The organism is Megasphaera jansseni (assembly GCF_047974155.1).
In the GTDB taxonomy this organism is placed as follows: domain Bacteria; phylum Bacillota; class Negativicutes; order Veillonellales; family Megasphaeraceae; genus Megasphaera.
In genome coordinates this window covers 59,253-73,790 of record NZ_JBHYRR010000015.1, presented here as the reverse complement: position 1 = coordinate 73,790, position 14,538 = coordinate 59,253, and the positions used below count along the sequence as shown (strand labels likewise).

The window sequence follows — 14,538 nt, the reverse complement described above, 5'->3', positions numbered from 1 at the left end:
TTTTGGACAGCCCTTTGAGAATAAGGCTATCCTGATTTCAGGAGGAAACTTAAACAGCAACCTTCTCAAGAATCTCCCGCTTCTATAAGCGGGAGAGGTTCAATAGTGAAATAACCGCCACTTGACTAGTTCCCCAACTATAGTGACGGTTAATCTAAACTGTATGGGGCACTCGAACCGTATGATTTACACATTCACACAATCCGTTTAAATGACGCGATAATATAAAATAAAAATTCAGTAATTAAGCCGTTTATAAGTATGTAAATCAAAATAAATCAATTTACTAACACTGGAAATGGTGCTTTTTTTCTTCTGGAAATATACAATTTGTGCCCGTTTTGTGATAAGATGAATTTGAGAAAAACAGGCATTGATTTTCAGAATGATGGAGTTGTTATGGAGAATTTGGAATTATTTGAAAAAGCGCCGAATGAAACGGTGCGGGAATACGCTTATCGCGTGTTGTATGAAAACATTATGTCTTTGAAGCTGCCGCCAGGTACGGCCATGTCTGAACAGGAACTGTCGGGCTTCTTGAACGTCAGCCGGACACCGGTGCGGGAAGCCTTCATCCGCCTGTCGCAAAAGGGGCTGCTCGAAATTTTGCCGCAGCGCGGGACGTTCGTGTCCAAGATTCACACGGAACAGCTGGCGGAGTTCCGCTTTTTCCGGGTCACGTTGGAACGGGCTATCGTAGAACTGGCTTGCCAGGATTTTCCGGATCCGTGGCGGACGAAACTGGAATTCTGTATTTTCGAGCAGGGAAAATTCATTACTTCGAAAGATGCAGAAAAATTCTTCAAGAGTGATAATACCCTGCACTCCCTGCTCTATGAAGGCTGTGGGAAACCGCATATCTGGCAGATTGTCCAGGAATCGAACCTGGATTATGCCCGGGCCCGCGTCCTCAATGTCAGCGATGCCGCTGAGCAGATGAATCTTCTCTACGAACAGCACAAAGGCATCGTCGGTGCTATCTTTGCCGGCAATACAGCGATGGCCACGCAGATCATGACTGAACACATCAACAAGGTCATGGGCGACGTGGAAGTGCTGAAAAAAGAATATCCAGAATATTTCCGGTAAAGATAGTTTATCGTTCAGAGTTGGGAGTTTGCTGCGAAAACCTTCAAATTTAAAGCCATCCGCTAACAACTAACTGCTAGCCACTAACAACTTTAAAGGGCTTGTCGTCGTGCGACAAGCCCTTTTTTTACCTCCTGAAACTTTCCCGTTCTACGAGGTCGGCGCTGAATTCGGTGCGGACCGGTACGGAATCGGCTTCTTTTCCGGTCAGTTCGGTGACGATATGGACGGCGGCGTTGCAAAGGCTGGACAGTTTGTTGTCCAGGCTGGTAATGGTCGGCGTGGCACATTGAGCGAGGATGGAGTTATTGCAGCCGATGACGGGAATGTTTTTTCCATGGCGCAAGGCGGCACGCTGGGCAGCGACGGCAAAGATGTCTTCTGAGGTGACGATGGCATCGAAGGGGATATTGTCTGCGACTAAACGGTCGATGAGTGCTTCTGTATCGTCCAGCGTCCGGGGAATCTGCTGGATGAGCTCCGGTTTTTCTGTTAACCTCCATTCCATGATTCCCTGGCGGAAACCGTCGAGCTTATGGCGGCCGCTGTAAGTGAGGGAGTCGTAAATATAGAGGATGTCCTGACAGTTTTTTGCGGCCAAGGCGGCGATGACCATTTTCATGCCTTCTTTTTCATTGCAGACGACGCTGTACATATTGGGCTGATGATAATCGCTGTTAATGGTGATGACCGGGATTTGCCGGGCCGTTTCGCAGAGCTGGCGGACATCGGATTCGGAAGAAAATGGCGTGCCGATGGTGATGATAGCGTCGACATGCTTGTCCGCCATATCGGAGATATATTTCCCGTTATGGCCTGTATCACTGCCGGTATTGGAAAGCATGACGTCAAAATGGTGCTTCCGCAGGCCGTCTTCCAGCAGGGATACGGCATGGGCATAGAAAATATCGGCTACATCGGTACAGATGACGCCGACGATTTTCATGGAATCGAGACCTAAGCCCCGAGCAAAGGGATTGGGTTTATAGCCCATTTCTTTCATAACTTGAAGGACTTTCGCCCGCGTCTTTTCGCTGACCCGTGTGCTGCCGTTGAGGACGCGGGAGACGGTGGCAATCGATACATTGCATTTCTGGGCGATGTCGTAAATGGTGATGTTCATGGCAATCGTTCCTCTTTGTGTAAAAAATCTGGATTGCTTACATTATAACACACTTTTTTCTGAAAAAAGGCGAGCTTACAGAAATATGAAATGTAAGCGCTTAACCATATGGAATAGAAGAATGGGAATATCTAGGCACAAAAGGAATAATAAAACGAGATATTACTTCATATTTATGAGATTAAAGCATGGAAAATGATTAATTTTTCAAAATCGATACGGAAAAATCATATTGCGTTGACACTTAGGGAATGACATGGTATTCTTTCAGTGAAGATAAATGTAAGAGCTTACAATAAAATTGCCAATGACCGATGAAACCAGCGGCCTTATATTGGGAGGAGACGGACACAATGAAACAATTCATGGACAAAGATTTCTTATTGGATACGGCTACGGCCAAGCATTTATTCCACGACTATGCAGAACATATGTCGATCATTGATTACCACTGCCATATTTCCCCACAGGAAATCGCAGAAGATCACCATTTCCGCAGCATTACCGAAGTATGGCTCGGCGGGGACCACTATAAATGGCGCCTGATTCGCTCGAATGGGACGCCGGAAGAAAAAGTCACCGGGACGGAATCGACGGACTTGGAAAAGTTTGTCGAATATGCGAAAGCTCTTTCGCGAGCTATTGGCAATCCGCTGTATCATTGGAGTCATTTGGAACTGCAGCGCTATTTTGGCATTACTGAACCGTTGACGGAAAAGAATGCTGAAGACATCTTTAATCGCTGCAATGCCAAGTTGCAGGAAAAAGGCATGGGCGTCCAGGGCTTGATCGAACAGTCCAATGTCAAAGTCATCTGCACGACCGATGACCCGGCTGATGATTTGAAATGGCATCAGAAATTGAAAGAAGAAAAGACTTGCAGTGCTAAAGTATATCCGGCCATGCGTCCGGACAAACTGATGAACGTCGATAAAGCAGGCTATGCCGATTATATGGCCCGCCTCGGTCAGGCTGCCGGTGTTGAAATCAAGACCTTTGCCGATATCCGCAAAGCTATGGATAAGCGCATCGCCTTCTTTGAAGAAATGGGCTGCCGCGCTACGGACCATGCACTGGAATACGTCTTCTGCCGTGAAGCCGATGAACCGGCAATCGATGCCATCATTGCCAAAGCCTTGAAAGGCGAAAGCATCAGCAAAGAAGAAACAGAAGCCTATAAGACAGCTGTCCTGACTTACTTGGCCGGTGAATATTATAAACGCGGCTGGGTCATGCAGCTCCACTTTGCTACCTTGCGCGACCTCAATTCGGAAATGTACCGTAAGCTGGGACCGGATACGGGCTTCGACAGCGTAGCTGAAGGTAACTGCTGCAAAGGCCTCATCGCCTTCCTGGACCATCTCAATGAACGTCATATCCTGCCGAAGACCATCCTTTACTCCGGTACGCCGAACGATAACGCCATGATCGGTACCATTATCGGTGCTTTCCAGGGACCTGAAGCCCGCGGCAAAATCCAGCAGGGCGCTGCCTGGTGGTTCAATGATACGAAACAGGGCATGATCGACCAGATGACGAGTATTGCCAACTTGTCTGTCTTTGGCAACATCCTGGGGATGTTGACCGACTCCCGGTCCTTCTTATCCTATGCCCGCCACGAATACTATCGCCGTATCCTCTGCAACTGGATCGGCAATCTCGTCGAAAATGGCGAATATCCAAATGATGAAGAAGCGCTTCGCCAGCTCGTCGAAGATATTTGCTATAACAACGTAGCCAACTACTTCCAGTTCCAGATGTAAACGGAGGGTAAACGATGAAAAACGTCAGTGAACTTTATAAAAAAGCAGAACATCCCATCCGTATCCTGCAATTTGGGGAAGGTAATTTCCTGAGGGCTTTCGTCGATTATGCTGTCGATGTGGCTAATGAAGAAAACGGGTTTGATGGCAGCGTCGCTGTCATCATGCCCCGGTCGGGCAAGACGGACCGCTTCGCCAAGCAGGATGATGTGTACACGGTCTGCCTCCGCGGTCAGCAGGATGGCAAGGTCTATAAAGAAAATCGGGTCATTACCTCCGTCCAGACCGTAATCAGCGCCCGTGATGAATATGAGGCTTTCATGGCCCTGGCTCATGAAGATTCGCTGGAATTCGTTGTATCGAATACGACGGAAGCCGGCATCACCTTTGATGAAAAGGACGCCTTTGACGATTGCCCGCCGTCGACATTCCCGGCTAAATTGACGAAGTTCCTTTATGAACGCTATACCTTTTATAAAGGCGCTGCCGATAAAGGCTTGACTATGCTGCCGACGGAATTGAATGACAACAACGGTAAACTCCTTCAGGGTTGTGTAAACCAATATGTATCCTTGTGGAAACTGGAAGCGCCTTTCCAGGCCTGGCTCGACCAGCACTGCCAGTTCACGGATACTCTGGTCGACCGCATCGTCGTCGGCTATCCGGCTGATTCCATCGCGGCTCTGCAGGACGAACTGGGCTATGAAGACAACCTGCTCGACCAGGCCGAACCGTTCTCTTTATGGGTCATCGGCGACCCGGCACTGGCTTCGCGCCTGCCGTTAAACTCAAGTAAATTCCATGTTGAATTCACGGATCATATCCAGGCTTTTAAGGAACAGAAAGTACGTATCCTCAATGGGGCTCATACGTCGATGGTTCTCGGTGCCTATCTGGCAGGTCTCGATTATGTCGGCCAGTGTATGGAAGACCCGGTCATCCGTAAGTCTCTCGACCAGACGGTTTTCGATGAAATCGTTCCGACCGTTCATCTGCCGGAAGAAAAGGCCGTTGCCTTTGCCAAGGCCGTTTATGAACGCTTTGAAAATCCTTTTGTCAAGCACGCGTTGCTCTCTATCTCCCTGAATTCGATTTCTAAGTGGAAAGCCCGTATCCTGCCGACATTCAAGGATAGTCTGGCAGCTACAGGAAGGCTTCCCAAATGGCTGACCTATTCTTTTGCCGCTTTCCTGGCCTTCTATCGGACGACCCAGGCCGGTGACCATTGCCTCATCGGTTCGCGGCCGGGCAATACTTATGAAATCCACGATGATGAAGATAAACTGGCTTTCGTCAAAGAACAGGCCAGAAAAACGACGGCTGATTATGTCAAAGCCATCATGGGACGCAGCGATTGGTGGGGCGAAGACCTGTCAGCTATCGAAGGCTTTGCCGATGCCGTTACGGCTCATCTGGACCGCATGGCTGACGTCGGCGTCAAGGATCATATTGCCGAATTGACAAAGGAGTAAACGATGAACGTATTCCAAATTCACCCTCATGATAATGTCGCCGTAGCTGTTGACGCCGTTGCCAAAGGCAGCGTCGTCACGGCTGGCGGCAGGACCTTTACTGTCTGCCAGGATATCCCGGCAGGACATAAAGTAGCCCTGCAGCCGATTGCCAAAGGCGAAGATGTCATCAAATACGGCTTCCCCATCGGCACCGCCAAAGTGGATATCCCCGTCGGGGCCTGGGTCCATACGCAGAATGTCCAAAGTAAACTCGGTGATTTACTTCACTATACCTACGAACCGGAAAAGGCCGATCGTTCTCCCTGGAAAAGTGAAAAAAAATACGAATTCCTGGGCTACAAACGGAGTGACGGCAGTGCCGGTATCCGCAACGAAGTCTGGATCATTCCGACCGTCGGCTGTGTCAACAATATTGCCAGAGCCATTGAATCGGCATCCCAGGCCTATAAGACCGATAATATCGACGGTATCTATGCCTATAGCCATCCCCACGGCTGTTCACAGCTGGGTGATGACCAGGTCCATACGCAAAAGATATTAAGTGGTTTGATTCACAATCCTAACGCCGGTGCCGTCCTGGTCCTGAGCCTGGGCTGTGAAAACAATCAGGTCAGCCTGATGAAAGAAGTCATCGGTGATTATGATCCGGACCGGGTCAAATTCCTGGTCTGCCAGGATGTAGAAGATGAAATCGAAGCCGGCACGGCAATCGTCAAAGAACTCTGCGCTTACGCAGCTCAGTTCCATCGCCAGCCCTGCGATGCATCGCTGCTGACTATCGGCTTGAAATGCGGTGGCTCCGATGGTTTTTCGGGCATTACGGCCAATCCCTTGGTCGGAGAGATTTCCAACCGCCTCATCGCAGCCGGCGGCACGTCGATCCTGACGGAAGTGCCAGAAATGTTCGGCGCCGAAACGCTGCTCATGAACCGGGCCCGCAACCGGGAAGTCTTCGACAAGACCGTCGGCCTCATCAATCACTTCAAAGAATATTTCATGAGTTATGGCGAAAAAATCAATGAAAATCCATCGCCAGGCAATAAGGCCGGCGGCATCACGACGCTGGAAGATAAGTCCCTGGGCTGTGTCCAGAAAGGCGGCCGGGCTCTCGTCGAAGATGTCCTCGCCTATGGAGACAGGGCGACGAAAAAGGGCCTTAACTTGTTGCAGGCCCCGGGGAATGATTTAGTGGCCTCGAATGCCCTGGCTGCTGCCGGAGCACATATGGTACTGTTTACAACGGGCCGGGGGACGCCGTTTGCCTGCCCCGTACCGACGATTAAGATTTCCAGCAATAGTCACCTGGCTGGTTTCAAGCGGAATTGGATTGATTTCAATGCCGGGACCATTGCTGAAGGGGAATCGCGGGAAGCCGCAGCCGACCGCCTTTTCCAATATATCCTTGACGTAGCGTCTGGTCGTGTTCATGCGAAATCGGAAGCGCTGGACAAACACGAACTGGCTATATTTAAAAACGGTGTTACCTTATAAGGAGGGAGTGCTATGAGCACACAAGCAGGGACGTTGCCGAACAAGACGGAGACCGTTGCACCGGCAGCTTCTAAGGAAGGCCATGTCAAATTATCGTGGCGTGAAAAAATTTGTTACGGTTTCGGTGACTTTGGGAACGGCTTCATGTTCGACTTGGGCCAGGCTTATTTGACGAAATACTGGATCGACGTCTGCACCATCCCGGCAGCTGCCGTTGCAGGTATCTTTGCCTTTACCAAAATCTTTGATGCTTTCATGGATCCTATCGCCGGTTCGGTCATCGATGGACGCAAGAATATCGGTCCCCGCGGCAAGTTCCGCCCGGTCATGATGGCGTCGGCAGTCATCCTGGCCATTTTGACGATTATTACCTTTACTATGCCGGACCTTTCGCCGACGGGCAAGATTCTCTTTGCCTATGGTGCTTACATGGCCTGGGGCCTTGTTTACTCGTTCACGAACATCCCGTATTCTTCCCTGGCCAGTGTCATGACCCGCGATGTTGAAGAACGAAGTCAGATGGCGACGACCCGCCAGGCCGGTTCCATCGGGGCCCAGCTCATTACCGGCATGGCCTTTGTCCCTGTCGTCCTCATGTTCGCTTCGCCTCATGAAGGCTTCTTTGCCGCGTCTATCGTCATGTCCATCATCGGTGTCATCGGCTTTGCCATCTGCTATTTCAACTGCCATGAACACGTTCCGGTCAAGCGCAATACCCAGAATGAACAGAAAGCGAAATTCTCGGATTATATTAAACTCGTGTTTACTAACAAACCGCTTTTATGCATCATTTTAATGACCTTGTTTACTATTTCGGCCATGAATACGAATAACCAGATGATGATTTTCTTCTGTCAGTATAATTTAGGCCATATGGGCTTGCAGCCGGTTGTAAACGGCATCATGATGGGCTGCTCCGTCGTCGGTATCCTGCTCATCCCGAAACTGGTCAAGATGTTCGGCAAGAAAAAGACGGCTATCGGCGGCCTGCTCATCGGCTGTGCAGCTGACCTCTTGAACTTCGTTATCCCGACCAATATTTACACTTTCATCGTACTGGTTACGATTGGTTACGTCGCCCTGGCTATTCCAAACGGCGTTACCTGGGCTTTCGTTTCCGACGTCATCGACTATAGTGAATGGCACAACGGCATCCGTAAAGAAGGCATTACTTATGCTGCCTTCAACTTCTCCCGTAAAATCGCCCAGGCCCTGGCCGCTGTCGTAAGTTCGGGCATCCTGGTACTGACAGGCTACGTCGCCAATGCCGTCCAGAGTGAAATGACCTTGATGGGCATTAAAGCCGCTATGACCTTGTATCCTGGCGTGGCTCTCGGTATTGCCGCTATCATTCTCTACTTCTTCTACGGTTTGACAGACGATAAATTCAAGAAGATTGCCGACGATCTGAATCATGGGAAATGGGAACACGGCACGATTGAATAAGGAGGATTTGTCATGAAAGATAATACCTGCGGCTATTGCGTCAAAGGCGAGCCGCTTGCTAAATTCGGCATTTACATCTGCGACTTATCAGTCAGTATGCTGGTCCTGTTCAAGGAACAGAGTCATCCCGGCCGCTGCATCGTCGCCTATAAAGATCATGTCAGTGAAATGACGGACTTGAGTGACGACGAACGAAATGCCTTTTTTGCTGACGTCGCCAAGGCGGCGAAAGCGATTCATCAGGCCTTCCATCCGGATAAGGTAAACTATGGTTCTTATGCCGATACCGGGCACCATCTCCACGTTCACCTGGTGCCGAAATACAAAGATGATTTTGAATGGAACAGTACCTTTGCCATGAATCCGGACCGCGTCTATTTAACAGATGCCGCCTATGAAGAGATGATTGACAAAATAAAGGCACAATTGGAGGATCACCATGAGTAAAGTGCTTACTATCGGCGAAGCCATGGGCTTGCTGATTGCAGAAGAAGTAGGACCGCTGGAAAAGGTGGAACATTTTTCCCGTCATGTCTGCGGGGCAGAACTGAATTATGCCGTCGGCATGGCCCGGCTGGGCAATGATGTGTCGTATATTTCCAAGGTCGGCGTCGACCCCTTCGGGAAGTGCATCTGCAATTTCCTCAAGGCCAATGGCATCCATGACGATTACGTCTGGAGTGATGACGACCATATGACGGGGTTCCAGATGAAGGAAAAGGTCCTGGAAGGGGACCCGACGGTCGCCAATATCCGCAAGCATACGGCCTTTTCCCACTTCCAGCCGGCGGACCTCTCCGGTATCGACTGGACCGGCGTCGACCACCTGCATGTCACAGGGATTCCCCTGGCCCTGTCGGAATCGTGCCGGGAAACGATTTATACGCTGATGATGCGGGCTCACGGCAAAGGCGTGCGCATTTCCTTTGACCCGAATCTGCGGCCTATGCTCTGGAAATCTCAGGAAATCATGGCCCGTGTCATCAACGACGCGGCTCAGTACGCCGACATCGTCATGCCCGGCCTTAACGAAGGCCGGATCCTGACGGGGATGGATAATGAAAAGGATATTGCCGGCTATTACTTGCAGCGCGGCGTCCAGACCGTCGTCATCAAGATGGGCGGCAGCCATGGGACCTATATCTGCACGGCGGACGGCCAGGAATACCGCGTGCCCAGCTATCACGTCGACCACATCGTCGATACGGTCGGCGCCGGCGACGGCTTTGCCGTCGGATTTACCAGCGCCATCCTGGACGGCCTGAGCCTGGAAGATGCTGCCCGCCGTGGCGCTGCCATCGGGGCCATGGCCATCCAGGTCGCCGGCGATAACGAAGGCTTACCGACGCGGAAGCAGTTGGAAGCTTTCCAGCAGAATGCATGATGTTGGTTGTAGGATTCCCACAAACGGGCCGCCCTTTGGGACGGGCCCATTAACCGTGAATAGGACATGGCCGATCGGTGTGGAACGGGCGCCCCACGTGGACGCCCCTACGATGGCGGGCCCAAAGGACCGCTTCGGCCTGCGACCTGCGTTAATGACACCTGTATCAATCAATATGATTGGTGCAAAACGGCCCCATTAACCGTGAATAGGACATGGCCGATCGATGTGGAACGGGCGCCCCACGTGGACGCCCCTACGATGGCGGTCCCAGAGGACCGCTGCGACCTGCGAACTGCGGCCTGCGATTATTTATGAACACAAAGGAGAAACAATAATGGATAAATTAGATGTTGTCAAGAAGATTCAGGAAATTGGTGTCGTCGCCGTCGTCCGCGGCAACAGCCCGGAAGAAGCTATCATGATGTCTGAAGCCTGCATCAAAGGCGGCGTCACGGCCATTGAACTGGCTTTCACGACGCCGCGGGCTCATGAAGTCATCACGACTCTTTCCAAGAAGTATGCCGACGATCCCGACGTCCTCATCGGCGCCGGTACGGTCCTCGATGCCATTACGGCCCGCATCGCCATCCTCGATGGCGCTCAGTTCATCGTATCGCCGGCTTTGGACGTAGAAACGATCAAGCTCTGCAACCGCTACCGCGTGGCTGTCATGCCGGGGACGACGACCCTCAACGGCGTCATTACGGCCCTGGAATACGGCGCCGACGTCGTCAAGATTTTCCCTGGGGAAATCCTGGGCATGAAAGCCATCAAGGCCATCCACGGTCCCCTGCCGCAGGCTCCGCTCATGCCGACCGGCGGTGTCAATGTAGAAAACGCCGGTGACTGGATCAAAGCCGGCTGCGTCGCTGTCGGTGCCGGCGGTGCCCTCACCGGCGGTGGCAAGACAGCCGATGAAATCACAGAAACGGCCAAGAAATTCATCGCCGCCGTTCAGGCTGCCCGGAAATAAAAATTAAAAGGGGCTAGTGGCTAGTGATTAGTGGCTAGTGGCTAGTGGCTAGTGGCTAGTGATTAGTGGTTAGTGGAGGGTTTCAAATTTGCTGCTAACCACTTAAAAGAGGCTGTCGCACGTGCGCAGCCTCTTTTTTTGTAATTGTTTACATGCAAATAAGAGTGTTTAAATAGAGAACGAACTCGCTTTTAAAATGTGATAACCAAGCGAATAGCAAACATTTAAACCGAAATAAATTAGTTTAAAATAGTTCAACAAAATACATGATGTGTAACCATTGACTTTACAATTAAAATGTCGTATGATAAGGATGTAATCAGGATGATTCTATCCTGTATATTTTGATTCGTCATGTTATAGGAGGTTTTTTACAATGGATGCAAAAACAGTAGAATTCGTTACGGCAAAAACACATGATTTGATGGCAGCTCCCAGCTGTAATCCGACGCTGAAAACGGCCGCGCAGGCCTGGCTTGATGCTGCCGATAAAGATGCCGCTGCGCCGGCTTATATCGAAGCCTTGAAGCAGGGTGTTGCGACGATTGATGAACTCCTGGCCTTTGCGGCTTCGGAACATGCTGTCCAGATCATGGGGGCCGATGCAGCAAAACAGCTCTTGGCTCATGCTAAAGATATTCAGGCCAAAGGCGCTAAATTCTGTGACTGCCCGGCTTGTACGGCTGATCTGGCGATCCTCCGTGAATTAAAAGCTATTTAAGGAGTCCTTCTGTATGCAGATTTCCAGTCGATTTACCATGGCCGTCCATACCTTGCTGTGCATCGATTACTTTGGCAAAACGGAAAAAGTGACGAGTGACTTCATCGCTGCCAGTGTAGGGACGAACCCTGTCATCATCCGCAAACTGCTCATCCAGCTCAAAGCGGCCGGACTGATCCAGGTCAAGCGCGGGACCGGCGGTACCGCGTTGGAAAAACCGATTGCTGACATTAGTTTATATGACGTTTACCATGCCGTAGACTGCGTCGGCGGCGATTCGCTCTTTCATTTTCACGAACACCCCTGCCCGCAGTGCCCCGTAGGCAAGACGATTCATGCCGGTCTGGATAACAGGCTGCATCAGGTGCAGGATGCCATGGAAGATAAGATGCGCAGTATTTCCTTAGCTGACGTGGCGGGAACGATGCAGGATGCCTTCGAAAAACAGGGCTGAGTCCGGCTGAAAGAGAGGCTATCATGGCAAGGTCTATCTTTTTATTTGCTCAATGGTTCATTGCCCGGCGCAGGACCTGGCTCCGGATCCTTACCTGGATTACCCGGTTCGGTTACTGGCTGTTCATCCTTTATGGTCTTGTCGAGTGGTTCCGGCCGCGTCCGCTTTCAGAACAGATTAAACGACGGAAGACATTAGTTTACTGTCTGTTTTCCGTCATCCTGGGGTCTTCCGTTTCCTGGGTCATCGGTAAAATCTGGCATCGACCACGGCCTTTTGTCCGCGGTGACGCGGCGCCCCTGGTTCGTCACAAAGCCAATGCGTCTTTCCCTAGCAACCATTCCATGAACAGCCTGGCCATTTCCCTGATGCTCCTGGTCCGGCGCAACCCCTGGGGACTGCCCGCTTTGGCCTGGACTGGCGTCCTGGCGTCGTCACGGATACTCAGCGGCCTTCATTACGTCAGCGATGTCGTCGGCGGCTTCTTCATAGGCGCTGCAGCCAGCCATGTCGTTTACCATAGTAAACGATGTTCACAACTGGCTGACCACATCCTTTACTATTGGCACGTCGGGGCTTCCGTAGTACAGACCTGGTGGCGGAAATGCTGATAGGTGCGGGGGAATTTCGGCTATCATACAGGATCTCTAGTTTATAGTATAGAGTATTCGCTAACCCCTAGCCACTAGCTGCTAATCCCTTAAAAAGGGGGCTGTCGCACGATGGTTTTTGCCATCATGCGAGGCCCCTTAAACTTAAAAGTTTTTCGTTCGTAGTTCATCGTTCATCGCGATGGATTGATATTTTTAATCCCATACGACAAACGATGAACGACCTACGATCAACGTAAAAAGAGGCTGTCTTAATGCGACAGCCTCTTTTTTTTTCCAAACTGTCATAGCATCGCCACATTTCTATGGTATACTAAGGCAGAAAGAAATGGTTGTAATTAAAACTATTTTTAGAGAAAGGTGATTGAAGTTATGAAAGGTAGAAATAAGATGTGCGCAGCAGCGCTGTTTTTTATGATGACTGGCGGTCTGGTATTGGCAGCTGATACAGCCAAAGCAGAACCGGTACAGGCCGTGGCGGCTGCCACGCAGGCCAAGGCTAAAACGGCCCAGGCCGCTCCGGTGCAGCAGACGTATAGTCTCGATTTGGATACGACGAAGTATGAAAAGAAGACGATGACTGTCGATGGCAAAAAAGTGGCCTTCCGGGCCTATGAAAACCGGGTGTATGTAGCCCGGCCTGTCGATACGACGTACCAGTCCATGAATATCTATGTTCCTGAAGGCTATTTCAAGGGCAAGACGATCAATGGCTATACCGCCAAAACGGCCCCGATTTTCCTGCCCAACACAGTCGGCGGCTATATGCCGGGGGCACCGGGGCAGCCGTCTGAAAATGACCGTATGACTGGCGGCGCCAATGCCATGCTCGTCGCCCTTTCCAAAGGCTATGTCGTCGCAGCTCCGGGAGCCCGCGGACGGACAAACCAGGCCGCGGACGGCACGTATACCGGCAAGGCTCCGGCACTCATCGTCGATATGAAGGCGGCTGTCCGTTATTTGCGCCATAACGCTGGAAAACTGCCTGGCGATACGGAAAAAATCATTTCTAACGGGACCAGTGCTGGCGGCGCTTTGTCGACGCTCATCGGGGCGACGGGAGACAGCCGGGACTATGAACCTTATTTGAAAGCCCTTGGCGCGGCTGATGAACGCGACGATATTTACGCTTCCAGCGTATACTGCCCGATTACCGACCTGGACCATGCCGATATGGCTTATGAATGGATGTTTAACGGTGTAAACACGTATCACCAGGGGAATATGGGCGGCATGATGCCGCCGCCGGCAGGCAAGGGTCAGGCAAAACCGGCAGGCGTCGTCACCAACCGTCCGGACAACGCGCCGACAGAAGCGGCTTCCGGGACCGAAATGACGGCTGTTCAGCAGCAGGCTTCGAAAGACTTAAAGGCTATGTATCCGGCCTATATCAATAGTTTACATCTGGTGGATAAGAATGGAAATGCCTTGACCCTGGATGCCAACGGGAAAGGGGCTTTTGCTAATTATATTAAAGCCATTTACATGGCTTCGGCCCAGAAAGCGCTCGACAACGGGACTGATTTATCGTCCAAGACGTGGCTGACTATTAAAGATGGCAAAGTAACCGATATGGATTTAGCCGGCTATGCCGCAGATGTTACGCGCCTGAAAGCCGCTCCAGCTTTTGACGGGCTGGACCTCAGCACTGGGGAAAACCAGGAATTCGGGACGGCGACCATTGATAAACAGCACTTCACGGAATATGGGGAAACCCATTCCCTCACGGCAGGAACTACTCTGGCTGATAAAGGCATCGTCAAGCTGTTGAATCCGCTGAACTACATCGGGAAGTCCGGCGTCAAGACGGCTCAGTACTGGCGGATCCGCCATGGCGAAGCCGACCGCGATACGACGATTGCCGTACCGGCAGTCTTGGCGGCGCGCCTGCAGCAGGCCGGCTATACCGTCGACTTTGCTTCGCCTTGGGCCCGCGGCCATGCTGGTGACTACGATTTGGATGAACTCTTCGCCTGGATGGATTTCATCGGTCATAAAAACTAAA

Annotated in this window: 13 protein-coding genes; 12 read left to right on the top strand and 1 reads right to left on the bottom strand. The window is 51.2% G+C overall.

Annotation, left to right across the window (positions count from 1 at the left end):
* The first annotated feature begins 399 nt into the window (after positions 1 to 399).
* Positions 400 to 1,089: a GntR family transcriptional regulator gene (locus ACE418_RS07310; RefSeq protein ID WP_416449997.1), complete on the top strand. Its 690-nt coding sequence runs from the start codon at positions 400 to 402 to the stop codon at positions 1,087 to 1,089.
* Positions 1,090 to 1,216: 127 nt separating this feature from the next.
* Here the strand turns inward: ACE418_RS07310 and ACE418_RS07305 are convergent, their stop codons facing one another.
* Positions 1,217 to 2,212: a LacI family DNA-binding transcriptional regulator gene (locus ACE418_RS07305; RefSeq protein WP_416449996.1), complete on the bottom strand. Its 996-nt coding sequence runs from the start codon at positions 2,210 to 2,212 to the stop codon at positions 1,217 to 1,219.
* A 353-nt stretch (positions 2,213 to 2,565) separates the two neighbouring features.
* On the opposite strand from ACE418_RS07305, the gene uxaC reads away from it, so the two are divergent.
* The 11 genes from uxaC (at position 2,566) to ACE418_RS07250 (ending at position 14,537) form a co-directional block, all read left to right on the top strand.
* Positions 2,566 to 3,975, top strand: coding sequence for a glucuronate isomerase (uxaC, locus tag ACE418_RS07300; protein WP_416449995.1), 1,410 nt, complete (start codon positions 2,566 to 2,568; stop codon positions 3,973 to 3,975).
* A 14-nt stretch (positions 3,976 to 3,989) separates the two neighbouring features.
* Complete coding sequence (locus tag ACE418_RS07295) at positions 3,990 to 5,447, top strand: tagaturonate reductase (RefSeq protein WP_416449994.1); 1,458 nt, start codon at positions 3,990 to 3,992, stop codon at positions 5,445 to 5,447.
* Positions 5,448 to 5,450: 3 nt separating this feature from the next.
* Positions 5,451 to 6,941 (top strand): UxaA family hydrolase, encoded by a 1,491-nt coding sequence (locus ACE418_RS07290; protein WP_416449993.1) that lies wholly within the window; start codon positions 5,451 to 5,453, stop codon positions 6,939 to 6,941.
* Positions 6,942 to 6,953: 12 nt separating this feature from the next.
* The gene (locus ACE418_RS07285; protein ID WP_416449992.1) at positions 6,954 to 8,387 is read left to right on the top strand and encodes a glycoside-pentoside-hexuronide (GPH):cation symporter; all 1,434 of its coding nucleotides are present in this window, start codon (positions 6,954 to 6,956) and stop codon (positions 8,385 to 8,387) included.
* Between the two features lie 12 nt (positions 8,388 to 8,399).
* The gene (locus ACE418_RS07280; protein ID WP_416449991.1) at positions 8,400 to 8,834 is read left to right on the top strand and encodes an HIT family protein; all 435 of its coding nucleotides are present in this window, start codon (positions 8,400 to 8,402) and stop codon (positions 8,832 to 8,834) included.
* Positions 8,827 to 9,771 (top strand): sugar kinase, encoded by a 945-nt coding sequence (locus ACE418_RS07275; protein ID WP_416449990.1) that lies wholly within the window; start codon positions 8,827 to 8,829, stop codon positions 9,769 to 9,771. Before ACE418_RS07280 ends, ACE418_RS07275 begins: the two co-directional genes overlap by 8 nt.
* A 337-nt stretch (positions 9,772 to 10,108) precedes the next feature.
* Positions 10,109 to 10,747, top strand: a complete 639-nt coding sequence (locus ACE418_RS07270; protein ID WP_416449989.1) for a bifunctional 2-keto-4-hydroxyglutarate aldolase/2-keto-3-deoxy-6-phosphogluconate aldolase — start codon at positions 10,109 to 10,111, stop codon at positions 10,745 to 10,747.
* 376 nt (positions 10,748 to 11,123) lie between these two features.
* On the top strand, positions 11,124 to 11,468 hold the full coding sequence (locus tag ACE418_RS07265) for a molecular chaperone Hsp90 (protein ID WP_416449988.1): 345 nt from the start codon (positions 11,124 to 11,126) through the stop codon (positions 11,466 to 11,468).
* A gap of 13 nt (positions 11,469 to 11,481) precedes the next feature.
* The gene (locus ACE418_RS07260) at positions 11,482 to 11,922 is read left to right on the top strand and encodes an Rrf2 family transcriptional regulator (RefSeq protein ID WP_416449987.1); all 441 of its coding nucleotides are present in this window, start codon (positions 11,482 to 11,484) and stop codon (positions 11,920 to 11,922) included.
* Positions 11,923 to 11,945: 23 nt separating this feature from the next.
* Entirely contained in the window at positions 11,946 to 12,533 is a 588-nt protein-coding gene (locus ACE418_RS07255) for a phosphatase PAP2 family protein (protein ID WP_416449986.1), read from the top strand.
* A 372-nt stretch (positions 12,534 to 12,905) separates the two neighbouring features.
* Positions 12,906 to 14,537 carry a subtype B tannase gene (locus tag ACE418_RS07250; protein ID WP_416449985.1) on the top strand — a complete coding sequence of 544 codons (1,632 nt, stop codon included), beginning with the start codon at positions 12,906 to 12,908 and terminating at the stop codon, positions 14,535 to 14,537.
* The last annotated feature ends 1 nt before the right edge of the window (position 14,538 follow it).